The 13,909-nt window shown below is 41.7% G+C and carries 14 protein-coding genes and 1 pseudogene; 2 read left to right on the top strand and 13 right to left on the bottom strand.

The window, feature by feature from the left end:
* Window positions 1–114, bottom strand: a pseudogene (locus ACEO2X_RS07990) (IS982 family transposase); the annotation flags it as partial.
* A 126-nt stretch (window positions 115–240) separates the two neighbouring features.
* Between ACEO2X_RS07990 and ACEO2X_RS07985 the strand changes: the two are divergent.
* Window positions 241–1,008 (top strand): hydroxymethylpyrimidine/phosphomethylpyrimidine kinase, encoded by a 768-nt coding sequence (locus ACEO2X_RS07985; protein WP_136144318.1) that lies wholly within the window; start codon window positions 241–243, stop codon window positions 1,006–1,008.
* 63 nt (window positions 1,009–1,071) lie between these two features.
* Here the strand turns inward: ACEO2X_RS07985 and ACEO2X_RS07980 are convergent, their stop codons facing one another.
* The 8 genes from ACEO2X_RS07980 to rpe all read right to left on the bottom strand — a co-directional run bounded on the left by ACEO2X_RS07980 (window position 1,072) and on the right by rpe (window position 8,679).
* A complete protein-coding gene (locus tag ACEO2X_RS07980) occupies window positions 1,072–1,710 on the bottom strand; it encodes a nuclease-related domain-containing protein (RefSeq protein WP_004975258.1) in 639 nt (212 codons plus the stop codon).
* A gap of 51 nt (window positions 1,711–1,761) precedes the next feature.
* Complete coding sequence (locus tag ACEO2X_RS07975) at window positions 1,762–2,253, bottom strand: methylated-DNA--[protein]-cysteine S-methyltransferase (RefSeq protein WP_004975257.1); 492 nt, start codon at window positions 2,251–2,253, stop codon at window positions 1,762–1,764.
* A gap of 95 nt (window positions 2,254–2,348) precedes the next feature.
* Entirely contained in the window at window positions 2,349–2,666 is a 318-nt protein-coding gene (gene sugE, locus ACEO2X_RS07970) for a quaternary ammonium compound efflux SMR transporter SugE (protein ID WP_004975255.1), read from the bottom strand.
* Window positions 2,667–2,812: 146 nt separating this feature from the next.
* Window positions 2,813–3,874, bottom strand: a complete 1,062-nt coding sequence (locus ACEO2X_RS07965; RefSeq protein ID WP_371971575.1) for a cation transporter — start codon at window positions 3,872–3,874, stop codon at window positions 2,813–2,815.
* 122 nt (window positions 3,875–3,996) lie between these two features.
* Entirely contained in the window at window positions 3,997–4,968 is a 972-nt protein-coding gene (locus tag ACEO2X_RS07960; RefSeq protein WP_371971573.1) for a copper resistance protein B, read from the bottom strand.
* Window positions 4,955–7,000 carry a multicopper oxidase domain-containing protein gene (locus ACEO2X_RS07955; RefSeq protein ID WP_371971572.1) on the bottom strand — a complete coding sequence of 682 codons (2,046 nt, stop codon included), beginning with the start codon at window positions 6,998–7,000 and terminating at the stop codon, window positions 4,955–4,957. The genes ACEO2X_RS07960 and ACEO2X_RS07955 overlap by 14 nt, the downstream gene beginning before the upstream one ends.
* Window positions 7,001–7,045: 45 nt before the next feature.
* Window positions 7,046–7,567 (bottom strand): hypothetical protein, encoded by a 522-nt coding sequence (locus ACEO2X_RS07950; protein ID WP_225530494.1) that lies wholly within the window; start codon window positions 7,565–7,567, stop codon window positions 7,046–7,048.
* Window positions 7,568–7,992: 425 nt separating this feature from the next.
* Complete coding sequence (gene rpe, locus ACEO2X_RS07945) at window positions 7,993–8,679, bottom strand: ribulose-phosphate 3-epimerase (RefSeq protein WP_371971571.1); 687 nt, start codon at window positions 8,677–8,679, stop codon at window positions 7,993–7,995.
* 230 nt (window positions 8,680–8,909) lie between these two features.
* Here rpe and ACEO2X_RS07940 point away from each other — a divergent pair, with 230 nt between their 5' ends.
* Window positions 8,910–9,191 carry a DUF2218 domain-containing protein gene (locus ACEO2X_RS07940; protein ID WP_026438437.1) on the top strand — a complete coding sequence of 94 codons (282 nt, stop codon included), beginning with the start codon at window positions 8,910–8,912 and terminating at the stop codon, window positions 9,189–9,191.
* A 10-nt stretch (window positions 9,192–9,201) separates the two neighbouring features.
* Here ACEO2X_RS07940 and ACEO2X_RS07935 read toward each other — a convergent pair whose 3' ends face one another.
* The 4 genes from ACEO2X_RS07935 to ACEO2X_RS07920 form a co-directional block, all read right to left on the bottom strand.
* Entirely contained in the window at window positions 9,202–10,233 is a 1,032-nt protein-coding gene (locus tag ACEO2X_RS07935) for a M48 family metallopeptidase (protein ID WP_180112379.1), read from the bottom strand.
* 14 nt (window positions 10,234–10,247) lie between these two features.
* A complete protein-coding gene (locus ACEO2X_RS07930) occupies window positions 10,248–11,351 on the bottom strand; it encodes a YjgN family protein (protein ID WP_371971570.1) in 1,104 nt (367 codons plus the stop codon).
* A gap of 168 nt (window positions 11,352–11,519) precedes the next feature.
* Window positions 11,520–12,359, bottom strand: a complete 840-nt coding sequence (gene fghA, locus ACEO2X_RS07925; RefSeq protein WP_371971568.1) for an S-formylglutathione hydrolase — start codon at window positions 12,357–12,359, stop codon at window positions 11,520–11,522.
* A gap of 18 nt (window positions 12,360–12,377) precedes the next feature.
* Window positions 12,378–13,787, bottom strand: coding sequence for a C13 family peptidase (locus ACEO2X_RS07920; protein ID WP_286417772.1), 1,410 nt, complete (start codon window positions 13,785–13,787; stop codon window positions 12,378–12,380).
* Window positions 13,788–13,909 lie beyond the last annotated feature (122 nt).

Here is a 13,909-nt window from a genome sequence, read left to right as displayed (position 1 = left end):
TGCTTGTCTGATACGTTGACGTTTGTTTTCTTGCTTGAGAAATTGCCAATAGATGGGTTCAAATTTTTTGAAAAAATCATCAACAATACAAAAAATTTCTGTAAAATCGTACATGGTAGTTAGAGCCCTTGGGTTGTGTCGTAACTTTCTAAATGGCTCTAACTACCTTTTTTTCAAGGGCTTTTCTTATCCGTAATTCGGGTTATACTAACGTAAATAGAAGCAATTAAGGATATGTGTGTGCGACCAACAGTACTATGTTTTTCTGGTTTAGACCCTTCGGGTGGCGCTGGTTTACAGGCTGATATTGAAGCCGTTGGCAATAGCGGTGCACATGCAGCGATTGCCTGCACAGCACTGACCATTCAAAACTCTCAGCAAGTATTTGGCTTTGAAGCAACGTCTAAAGAATTGTTATTGGCGCAAGCCAATGCGGTGGTGAATGATTTGCCCATTAAAGTTGTAAAGTCGGGCATGTTGGGCACCACTGACAATATTGCAGCGCTGGCAGATTTTTTACGTGCACATCCTGATTATTTATATGTGCTTGACCCTGTTTTGGTTGCCAATAGTGGTGGTTCTTTAGGTGATCAAGCGACTTTGGTTCAGGCATTTGTCGAGTTGATTCCACTGGCGACTTTAATCACGCCAAATACTGTGGAATTACGTGCCTTAACGGGTGAAGATGATTTAGAACGCGCAACAGCTAAATTATTTGCAATGGGCGCGCAGGCCGTTTTGGTCAAAGGTGGGCATGAAGATACCCCTGATCATATTCGTAATGCACTGTATATTAACAATGAAATGGTTTCAGAAACCCGCTGTCCACGGCTTGAAGGTGAATATCACGGTTCAGGCTGTTCATTGGCGAGCTTTATTGCAGGGCGCTTGGCAATGGGAGATCAACTGAAACAAGCGGTACAACATGCTGAAACTTGGTTGTTTGGTGTGCTTAAATATGCGGAAACGCCTGTACCGAACGGACAGAAAATTCCGAAAAGGTTTTAGTGCTTATCGTTCAACTCCTTCAAACCCTGATCACCTTGTATCAGGGTTTTTCATTGCAACTTTTTAACGTTCGTGCCGTTGTTTCAAATTTTCGACATGTTGACGATTGGTTTTCCAAGACTTATCAAGTAGTTCTTTTTCAATTCTCAGCTGAATACGTTTCAGTTTCATCGGTGAAATGACTTCATGCCGAAAACCTTTGACATACTCAACCCATGCACTGCCTTTAAAAACATTGTTGGGCAAAGAGGTCTTAAACTCACAGTCTGGCATAAATACAATCACAGAATGCAGATATTCAGGCTCGACAATATCGCTCAATACTGATTCCAAAACTTTTATATGCTTATAGTTCTGATAGACAGGATTTTGAAACTTGTAGGTCTTTTTATAAATTTTTTGTGTCCATACTTTTTGGCGTTCTCCACCAAAAATCCAGCCTTTATAGTTTTTTGTTTCAATCACAAAAACCCCAAAAGGACTCAATAAAATATGATCTATTTGAGTTGTTCCTGCGAACTCATCAGGCAAAGTTACATCATTCAACAAGATATAACGTTCATCTAAATACAACTTCACATGCGTACTTACTGCGAGTTCCCCCACCTTTCCCTTTAGAAAAGGTTTGAAAATTTTGATCAGCCCTACACCTGCAACAAGCAGAATAAGCCACCAAAACTGCAACAATAATGTTTTTAACATTTCCCCTGCTCTATTTTATTTTGATCAAAATTGTTGTTGAATCTCAGTCATTTAAACTTTTGAAGTTGAAGATTCTAACTTTAACAAAATCGCTTTATTATCCAACCCGCCTGCAAAGCCCACCAATTTTCCACTTGCACCCACCACCCGATGACACGGTGCAATAATCGAAATTGGATTTTTGCCATTTGCCGCCCCTACGGCACGCATCGCATTCTCACTACCAACTTGTTCGGCAATTTGCTTATAACTACGAGTTTCCCCAAAAGGAATGCTTAATAACGCCTGCCAGACTTTCTTCTGAAATTCAGTGCCTTCAAAATCAAGAGGCACATCAAATTGCTGACGCTGACCTGCAAAATACTCTTGGAGTTGCTGCTGAGTTTTGAGCAAAATTGGATGATCATCTTGTCGAACTAAACTGGCTAAACGTACCCGTTTATGATCTTCGTTATCCCACATTACCGCAACCAATGCGTGATCGTGAGCCACCAATTTAAGCACGCCTACAGGAGTGTCCATTTCAGTAAATGCCAATTGCATTATTTTTCTCCTCAAGCAGGTTGGGTATCAGGTCATCCTGTTTTTAACTCAAACCGATCTGTTATTGAGCACACACTAAAAGACTGCATTCCAAGTTAGCTGGATGAAATTTTCATAAGCACCAAACCTGAAATAATCAGAACTGCAGCCAACATACGCATAGCACTGGCAGGTTCGCCTAAAACAAAAATACCGACTAAAAATGAACCGACTGCGCCTATACCTGTCCAAATCGTATAAGCCGTGCCTAATGGCAAAGTACGCATGGCATAGGCCAAAAGCGCAAAACTTAAAATCATAAAAAAGATAGTCACGATACTGGGCGTTAATTTACTAAAGCCGTCAGACAACTTCATGGAGTATGCCCAAACCACTTCAAAAATACCCGCCAATATCAACATCATCCAGGCCATAACGCCCTCCTTCAATAGCATGAAATCAGGCCGTCCTGAAGATTTTTCTTGTCGAGTGTTCAGTCACTTTGACTATTTCTAAAAACCCAAACAAGGGAGGTCGTTCCTCCTGTTGCAATTTAAGCCACCGCGCAGCGATGATCCGTCTATTTTAAACTTAAAATTTTGCGCGCACCATTCACTACAAACATGGCCACAACTAAGCCAATAATCAGGTCTGGATAATTCGACCCTGTCAGCATCACCAAACCGCCCGCGATAATCACACCTAAATTCACAATCACATCATTGGCGGAAAAAATATAACTGGCTTGCATGTGGGTTCCACCATCTTTATGCCCTGAAATTAGCCATAAACAGGTGACGTTTGCCAGCAATGCCACAGCACCAGTGACCATCATCAACATGGATTCAGGCTCACTGCCTAAGAAGAAACGGCGCAGGACATCAAAGATAACCAGTGCAGCCAAACCCAGTTGTACCCAACCAGACAAATGTGCAGCTTTGAGCTGTTTCTTGGCGGATTGACCCACGACAAATAAAGCCAAACCATACACGGCGGCATCGGCAAACATATCTAAGGAGTCAGCAATTAACCCAGTCGAAGATGCAATTAAACCTGCAATTAATTCCACCAAAAACATAGCGGCATTAATACCAAGCAAGGCATATAGCACTTTTTGTTGTGCAGCGCTGTTAGATACAGGCAGTTCAGTTTGTGTATTGGCTTCAGTCTGTTGCAACACAGCACCCAAACCCAATGCTTCTAATTTATGGGTAATTTCTGTGGCAGATTGGTTGCTGTGATAAACCTTTAAAAGTCGTGCAGGTGAATCAAAAGACAAGGCTGCAATATCATTATGATCTGCCAAAGCAATCCGCACCATTTGTTCTTCTGCGCCACAATCCATTTTAGGAATATGGTATGCACTCACCCACGGACTCAAAAGTTCCGAATCCAAAATTGTTGCTTTATCTGTCTTGGCAGTCGTTGCAGATGTACAGCTATTTTGATCAGCACAGCTTTTTTCTGTATCGCAAGACGAACCACAGCCTGTATCGCCACATGACTTGGAGTGTGTAGGCGCAGTTGCACAAGGCTGGTTTACATTTTTTTGCGTATCACAACCACAGCCAGTATTGTTTAGATTTTGGTTTTCTAAGTTTTTATCTTGATTCGATTGAGGATCTTGAGTTGATGAAGACATACGCCACACCCAAAAATACAATAGGCTCAGTATAAACCAAGCCTATGTATTTAGGGACAATCTATTCTATTTAGAAGCAGCAACGATCCATTGACTTAATCATTGATAAATACCCCTAATCATTAAAACCTGAAACTCAAGCCTATCGCATATAAGCCGCTCTGCTCGGAATCGGTTGCAGACTGCCAAGCAGTGTGTTGATCACCTTTCGTATACTCATAACCTGCACTGATATACGGCATGATGTTCTTGCTGATTTCATAACGCATTTCCACACCCACAGCTGCGCGGTTGAGTCCTGTTTTTTTCGCATATTTGGCATCATCCTGCAGAATAACATCTACATCTAAATAAGGCTGTGCGATCAATTTCTGAGTCAATAACAGATCCCGTGTGGTTTCCAAACTCAAAGCCGCATATTGATCCTCACCCAAATAAAAATAAGCATCGGTTTCAAAAAAATATGGAGCTAAACCATGTAAGCCAAACACAGCGTCAAACTTATCTTCTCGGTCTGTTTGATGCTCTTGCTGATTCACTTCGTGTCGATAACGCACACCTGCTTGCACATCCCAAAAATCTGAAATCATACGACTGTATAACAACTTGGCATCATATTCAGTCGCTTGTGACTCTTGCTTATCGCTATGAATTTTCACAAACAACTTGTTTTCATCAGTTCCGATACGAGTTTGTAATTTAGATTTGAGCACTCCCTCGGCATGATCATTCACTTGCCATTGCGTATCTAAAGTGCTCACCGCGTACACCTGCGCACCATGTTCTTTACGATGATCGTGTGACTGCGACTCTTGCACGGACGAATCGGATTGATGCGATTGATACGATTGATGCGATTGATGCGATTGATGCGATTGATGCGATTGATGCGATTGATGCGATTGATGCGATTGATGCGATTGATGCGATTGATGCGATTGATGCGATTGAGTATCAGCCTGAGCTGCAATTGTTGCAATCTCTGCTGAACTGGCATGTGCACTATGCACCTCTGTCGCTGCTAGCCCAACTGTACTGATGCAGCAGACAGAAATACTTAAAACTGTTTTCGCAAAAAGATTAATGTTGTGCATGTGCTGCTCCTTTTTGCGCTGTCGCTGAAGGGGTTTGAGTGGCTTGAATTGCTGTGGTTGAAAGCGGTTCATTTTCACTCACCTGCGCTACAATCAATTTATTCATCATTCCCGCGCTCATGTGATAGAGCAAATGACAATGTATTGCCCATTCACCTAATTCATCTGCAGTAAGCAGTGCAGTTACAGTTTGACCTGGCGGCACAATTAAGGTGTGTTTATTCGGCATTTCTGCTGCCGTTTGACCATTTTCCAACTGCATAAACATGCCATGTAAATGCATTGGATGTGCCATCATGCTGTCATTGATAAATTTAATCCGAATACGCTCACCATATTTCACCTTGAGTGGTGTGGCATCACTAAATTTCTTACCGTTGATTGTCCAGATATAACGCTCCATCGTACCGCCTAAACGCACGACCAATTCACTGCTTGGTTCACGTGTATCTGCTTGTGGCTGCAGCGATTTCAAATCTTCATAATGCAAGGCTTTATGCCCCGCGGGTGTAGAAGCATTTGCCCATCCATATACCACCGCATTTTTGTGTTCTGTTGAAGGCATGCCATGTTGTGTATGCGTATTTTCAGACATTGTTGCATGGTTCATCTTGGAATGATCCATTTCCGACATTACCGCATGATTCATCTTGGAATGATCCATTTCTGACATCGCTACATGGTTCATCTTGGAATGATCCATTTCCGACATCGCTGCATGATTCATCTTGGAATGATCCATCTCCGACATTGCTGCATGGTTCATCTTGGAATGATCCATTTCCGACATCGCTGCATGGTTCATCTTGGAATGATCCATATCCGACATCGCTGCATGGTTCATTTTGGAATGATCCATTTCAGACATCGCTGCATGATTCATTTTTGAGTGATCCATTTCAGACATCGTTGCATGGTTCATCTTGGAATGATCATCGCCTGAATGCTCTGTAGCATGCCCCATATCTTGCATGGTGAGTAAAGCACGCGGGCGCGCTGCAGGGAGCTGTAGATTTGATGTTGCAGAATGAAGTTCACTCTGCAAGCTACCCACAGCAAAACCTGAGCGGTCTATTGATTCCGCTTCAATTTGATAATGCGCTGCTTGAGGTTCAACAATCACATCGTAGGTTTCTGCAGTGCCGATACGAAATTCATCCACAGTAACAGGTTTGACTGGCTGACCATCGGCACTGACCACTGTCATTTTTAAGTTTGGAATCCGCACATCATAAAACGACATGGCAGAGGCATTGATAAAACGTAAACGCACTTTTTCATTTGGCTTAAATACACCTGTCCAGTTCTGTTCAGGTGTCTTGCCATTCATTAAAAAAGTATAGCCTGTGACATCGGAAAGGTCGGTTTTCAGCATGCGCATCTGATTCCACATTTTGCGGTCTGACCATGTGGCTTTTAGCCCATCACGCTGTACTTGACGCCAAACATCACCTAAGGTTTCACGCTGATTTTGATAAAACTCGGCTGAAATTTTTAAATCTTTCTGAATTTGATTGCTAGATTTTTCATGAAAATCTGACAGCATCACCACATAATCACGATCTGTGTATTCATGTGCGTTTACGGCTGACTTGGCTTTAGGATGAATCACCAAAGAGCCGTATAGACCATCTTGTTCCTGACCTTTGGAATGTGCGTGATACCAATAGGTACCACTTTGACGTACTTTAAATTGATAAACAAAATGTCCTTGTGGCTTAATCCCTTGAAAACCATTAAATCCAGGCACACCATCCATCAAACCGGGCAACAATAAACCATGCCAGTGAATAGATGAGTCCTGATTTTTTAATTGATTATTAACGTGAATTACCGCCTCATCGCCTTCTTCAAATTCGAGTGCAGGCGCGGGAAATTGTCCATTGACTATAATACGTTGAACAGGTTTTCCCGTGATATTGACCGTTTGTTCTGCAATGGTCAGGTGATATTCCTTGACCGCAGCAAATGCAGAACTCGAACACAATGCACAGACTGTTAAAAACAGCGCAGGCTGATAAAATTTAGACATGACTTAATCCTTAAAATAAAACGTAAAAGTGTTTTGAATTCAGGATTAAGCTTTGGGTGGACGTAAAATTTGCTGCCAATGCCCAAGTAAATGTTGAGCTTGATAAGCAGGCAACAGAATATTGACAGATGAAAGTGCTATAGGTTGAATCAGTTCAGGGACTTGCACATTCAACACACTGTTTAAGCTTTGACAATGCAACTGCGCACAGTCCTGACAATTCGTCTTTGCAGTAGAAAAATCAGCCGAGCCATAACAATCTGCCGCATTTAAATCGGTATCCGTTGCGGATGTGTGCTGACTGAGATGATGGTTGGCCTTGGCATCATGCCCAGATATATGCTGCTTGGTTTCAGGATACGTTTGTAAAGCTGTGGTATGACAATCTGGTAAAGATGTCATTTCACTCGCTGCGGTTGCAGAATGTCGAATCTCAGACCCTGCTGCCTGATTTGACATCATCCAATCATGTGCAGGTTTTACCGCAGCACTAACAATACCACTCCACCCTATGACAAATGCCATCAGGACAACAAACCACATTTGTTTGTAGGGTTGAGTCAGCACTAAATAAATTCCTGAGTATGAAAGATGCAGACCTGAACTTGCACAAGAATTGAACATTTTTGCCAAGTACAATCCACAATCTGCAATGCACTCAATATAATTCAAGCCCCACTTATACACAATATCTTCTGCATTGAAAAACAGAGTGAATCCGTGCGATTTAAAAGCCAACTAAAACAATCAAGTTATATATTAAGCAACTTATTTTTATAATTAACTGAGTAAATACTCAATAAATTCAGTGTATTTAAAATAAACAAAAGGATTCGATTGAATCCTTTTTATACTTATTTTGTATAAGTCATAAACAATTGATGTGCAAATGTTTATAAATTAATCGGCTTATCCATAGTGTTATCAACATAGATATCCATACGGTTATCTACAAAGTTATCCACAGCCTAAGACCTTGTGATTGTAGAAACTTATACTTCGACTGCGCCAACTTTTGCCAATTCAGCACGCATTTCATCAATCACCGTTTTATAGTCTGGCTTGCCAAAAATTGCTGAGCCTGCAACAAACATATCTGCGCCCGCTTCTGCAATTTCACGAATATTGGCAGGCCCCACACCACCATCGACTTCTAAACGGATATCACGACCTGAAGCATCAATGATTTGACGTGCCTGACGTAATTTCTCTAAAGTCATTGGAATGAATTTTTGCCCACCAAAACCAGGGTTCACACTCATGAGTAAAATCTGATCAACTTTATCAAGTACATAATCTAAATAATGCAGCGGTGTAGCAGGGTTAAAGACCAAACCCGCTTTTGCCCCACCCGATTTAATCAGTTGCAATGAACGGTCAATATGCTCTGAAGCTTCAGGATGGAAAGTGATAATATCTGCACCCGCTTCAAGAAAATCACCAATCATTCGATCTACAGGTTTTACCATTAAGTGCACATCAATTGGTGCCGTAATACCATATTTTTTCAATGCCTTACATACACCTGCGCCGAAAGTTAAATTCGGTACATAGTGATTATCCATCACATCAAAATGCACCACATCGGCACCTGCCTGAAGTACATTTTCCACTTCTTCGCCTAGACGAGCAAAATCTGCAGATAAAATAGACGGCGCAATTAAATAAGGCTTGGACATGGGAGAACCTAGCTGAAAATTGGATTGAGGCGCATTATAGCAAAGACTGGTTGGTGTGGTGGATTCTGTTACGATTGGATCATTCAGTTCGATGATTCAGTTAGATTACAATTTGATAATTCTATATGCGCAACGCTCTGTTGCAGCATTCCACTGTTCTTTCAGTCTGGCTTTGTTATGCTAAAGGTCTTTACCCATTTAAACACAATGTTAGTTTAAACAGATAGATGATGAACAGTTCTGCCCATATTCAAACAACACAAGCAAGCCGTATTGCCAAGCGTCTACTCAACCACTGGAAACATAAATTTGACGTTGCAGAAAGCGCAACCCAATACCAAATTATGATGCCAAGTGCCACAATTCTACTTATACCCCAAACACATGAGCTTGTAGTTGAAATTCAGGTAAAAAATACTGAAACAGATTTAAGTTACCTCGAACAAGTCGTGCTTGATCATTTAAGTCGTATGGGACAAACAGAATTGAGCGCGGTTTGGCAACGGTACTAACTGTTTCATGTTAAGGCGCTAAACGCTGCGTTTGTTCAAAATCCTTAACCGCTTGAATACGTTTTTGTGTTGCAGGATGGCTTTGTAAAAAATCCAAAGGGCTTTTGGCGGTGTCTTCACCTGCATCTTCTGCCAAACGCTCCAGAAAATGGGCAAAATGAATGGTTGGAATGCCCTGAGCATGCATCGTATTTAAAGCATAATAATCTGCTTCAGATTCAAAATTACGTGAATAATTTGCCCCCACGAGCGCCACAGGCAAGGTCGAAACTAAATCTGTACCATCTCCTGTAATCGCGAGCAAAATAATACTAAACCCTAAGCTCGATAAAGCCTGTTGCAAGCTGTGTCGTTCTACCAAATGCCCTTGTTCATGTGCCAACACGCCAATGATTTCCTGATCATTCTGCGCCAATTCCACCAATTCATCGGTCAAAATAATGGTGTTATTCGGAATTGCCAAAGCATTCGCGCCTAAGCGATCACCTTGTCTAAACAGCACTTTGGCAGGTGTATCTCCTGCAATGAGCTTGCGATAATCTGCCAAAATTTTCTGCTGACGTACTGCGGGCAATTGACTTGGCGCTGTCATATCTAAAATATAACGCTCTGCTTCATCACCAATTTGATTTAAGGTGTTCGCAGGCAATTGAAAGGCAACGTATTTTGATGCACTTGGGATGCCCCATTGCACTGTGACAAATACCATCAACGACACAAAAACCAGACTAAATACTATCAGACTTGGCGTGCGTTCCAATTTCCAGATGGAATGCTGCACCTGTTTATTTCGCAGTTGAAACCACTCAGGCAAGGCTTGGGAAAATTCAATACGCGCATCATCTTTGAGTTCAATGACAGGTTGAATTTTACCTAGTGCCCCCACCAACATCATGTCTTGATAATGATAGCGCCGCTGTTGCTCTAAATTTTCACCATAACGAATAAATACCGACTGAGCATCTATAGGAGAGATTTTAGCTGCCCATGGTTTAGACACCACACCATCATAAAACACCACATCCACGATCTGTGCCGCCATCTTCATCTCCTACCTTACAGCGATACATCAATATCAAAAATATCACTGATTTCTTCTGCTAGTGCGCTATGTTCAGCTTGCAGTTGATTGATCATCAAATCTGGATCATTTTTTAAATGTAGACTTAAAGACTCAACCTGATAGCGATATAAACGAATAGCTGCCCATGGGGTCATTAAACCCAAACTCAGGACTTTCACAATCCAATTGGTCACCACAATCCAAGTATAGTGCCACTGCCCACAATCGGTCTGAAATTCACTACGACTGATACTGGTATTGTTCCATGTAGTGATAAAAATTCGCGCCGACATTAATGGCCAAATTAAAAACAACCCCAACAGATAAACCGCTACAAATAACCAAATCAACTGCGCAGGATTACGACTCAACTGTCCTGCCAAAGCCAACATTATCCCGACTGCAAGCAAAATGCCAAAGAACAAAAAAACAGGTATGTACATCGCGCGCATATAAGCAGGCCAATCTGCTTTCAGCTTAAATTTAAGCTGCCCTGCATATAAATGGTCTAGGCAATAGCGCTTATACATCCACACCAACACAGGAAAAAATAAGCCCAAAGTAAACAAATTAATTACGATACATTTTAAAAATACCCAATAGGCTTCTTTGTTACTGCCTGAAAAATAAAAACGGGCATTGCCAAATTTACTATTTCGCGCCTTGAAACGGATGGTCGCTCGAATCAACCATGGCACAGCCAAATATAAAACCACCACGCCAATAACCATGGCTTTGACTGAATAATTGGAAATCACCGAGATCACAACATAAATTCCGATGGCAATTAAACGTCCTAATAAAATTTTATGTGGGATACCCGTGAAATCAAAACGACGTTTGATTAATTCGGTATTGCCATAAAAATAGCGCAAACGACGCACTTTTGCCCACGGTGCATACAACCCAAAGGTCACGATCATCAACAAAATATTAACAATCCAAATTCCAAAATACTCTGAGGCACTACCATGAAATTGAAAATGATGAATGTGTCCAAGTAATGGATTACGAGCAGGCGGTGTTGTAGGCTCCGCTGGAAAAAACGGGGAAGATGGCGTTGCTTGTTGTGGTGAATCCCATTCTGAATTGTGCATGTGATGCCTTATTTATTTTATTGTACAGTCGTTATTTTACCCAGACGCTCAAACCCAAATGAGTAATCTTTCCAAATGGTAAAAAGCAAGTGTCCACCATTCTAATAAAAAGTGAACAACTTGCCTAGAAAAGTTTGAAAAATCAATGCGTAAAATTGAGTACTTGGCTTAGTCAGTTTGCAATTGCACCGCATGGAATTGCAAATGCTGATCTATAAAGCTTTGAATGAAATAATAGCCATGATCATAGCCTGCATGTTCACGCAAACTCAGTTTTTGCCCAACTGCATCGCAAGCTTGCTGAAATAATGCAGGATTGAGCTGACTGTAGAATTGGTCTTGCAATCCCTGATCAATCAAAATTTCACTGAACAATGCACCTTTGGCCCGCACCAAAGCAGTAGCATCGTGCTGTAGCCACAATTGTCGATCTGTACCTAAATAATTCGAAAACGCTTTTTCACCCCACGGACATTGGCTTGGCGCACAAATCGGAGCAAAAGCAGACACGGATTTAAATTTTTCAGGATATTTAAACGCGAGGGTCAATGCACCATGACCGCCCATACTGTGCCCCATAATGCCAACGTGCTGTGCCTGAATTGGGAACTGTTGCAATACCAACTGATAAAGCTCATCGGCTACAAACGTTTCCATTTGATAATGTGCCGCCCACGGTGCTTGTGTCGCATTGATATAGAAACCTGCACCCTGTCCAATATCCCAATGGTCGCCTTTGGCAACAGTTTCGCCACGCGGTGAAGTATCTGGACTAACCAAAATTAGTCCCAATTGTGCAGCCATATGCTGCGCATGTGCTTTAATCGCAAAGGTTTCTTCGTTACAAGTTAAACCTGCCAAATAAAATACCGCAGGACAAGCCTGCCCCGCCAAAGCTTGTTCTGGTAAAAAAATGCCAAACTGAGTTTCAGTCTGTAAAGCATGGGAATGAAAACGATAAATCCGTTGCTCACCCTCAAAACAGCGGTTGTTCTGAATTAACTCCATCACCCTCTCCTCTTTGGCTTATTGAACAGATTGTGCACTCAATTGAATTTCAGCCGATGTTGCAACATTTTTTTGTGGAAACAAACGCTGCTCTAATTGTGGCAACATCAATTCCATATTTTTACCCATCGCCCATTGCGGCTCTGAAGGCTCAAAACCTTGCGCTTGCTCCCATTTTGCCACGGTCACTTTGGCTTCATTAAAAGCATTGGCAAAAGAGTTTTGCTCACGCATAGCCTGATCAAAAAAGGCACGACCAAAATAAGTATAATCAGCTTCGTTTGAACAACCAAACGACTCACGATCTGCTGCCGATGCAGTAATCACTAAGGTATTATCATCTTGCAAGGCAGATACAAAGCTACCTGAATAACAGGCTGAAATGACGATCACACGCCAACGAATACCCGATTTATCCAAAGTATCGCGTAACCATTTCGGATCGACCTGATTTAAGTCAAGTGGTGCATTTTCAATTTCAAAATGATCTTTTAAACCGTGTGAGGTCATATATAAAAACAGCACATCACTTTCACGGTTCATGCGTTGTCCAATACGGCGCAGCGCTAATTCAATACTGGTTTGTGAAGCAATTGGAATTACATTGCGGGTCATTGGGTTATTAATTAACACCATCGAACGCCCAAAAGTACCAAAACGGGTATCAAACTGTTCACGAATGCGTTCAATTTCAGACATGAATACGTCTTGATAACTCGCCCCTGCAACCCCTAAAAAGTACCAGTGCGATTGGGCAAATTCCCCATATTGAATACTGTCTAAAGCTTTATTTAGCACACGACTTTGTGCATAAAAAGCTTCTTCGCTTAGACTTGGTGGAACTTCTTCTACTTTCCAAATGGGCTGACTTTTCACCGACATTTGCCAAACCACTAAAGTGAATAAGGTCGCCAAAACAATCAGCGCACGTTCCCACCACGGCCAATGCAATTCACGTGAAAACACCCATACCACTGCCAAACTTTGCCAAACAAACAGCACCATAAAAATGGTAGGCAAATAGTCATACAACACATACGGCAAGACATCCATCATGCCCATGTATTGAATCAAGCTTTGTAATAATGCAACGTGGGTGTCTAGCACTAACCACAGCAACGCAGGGACTAAAAGTAGACGTGGATTATTGACCCGTTGGGACAAAATAATTCCGACAATTAAGGCAATAAAGGGCCACAAGGCATAACTGACCAAACCTTGTGGGTTAAATTCACCCACTTCTCCCGCGACCAACCAACTGAATAAGGTATTGGCAAGACCACCTAAAATCCCCCAAAAAATCAGTTGTAAGATAGAAGGACGAATAATTTGCAAAGAGCGTCGCGAACCCAAAAATAACCAAACGCCTGCGGCTTGGTTGCTTTTAAAATCGTGCCAAAAATTAATGGAGGGTTTGAAGTCAATCATAGGATTCTGTTAATCGCAGCTCGCGTTTCCACACTCCAAGTTTATGCTTGTCGTCGTAATTATCAATTGTCAATTTTAACTATATAACAAATCTTTGCGCATTATAGAAGCATTGAACGCCT

Source organism: Acinetobacter sp. AL9 (assembly GCF_041464035.1).
Classification (GTDB): Bacteria; Pseudomonadota; Gammaproteobacteria; order Pseudomonadales; family Moraxellaceae; genus Acinetobacter; species Acinetobacter towneri.
Note: the sequence above shows the minus strand (reverse complement) of the source record. Positions and strands in the feature narration are given on the sequence as shown.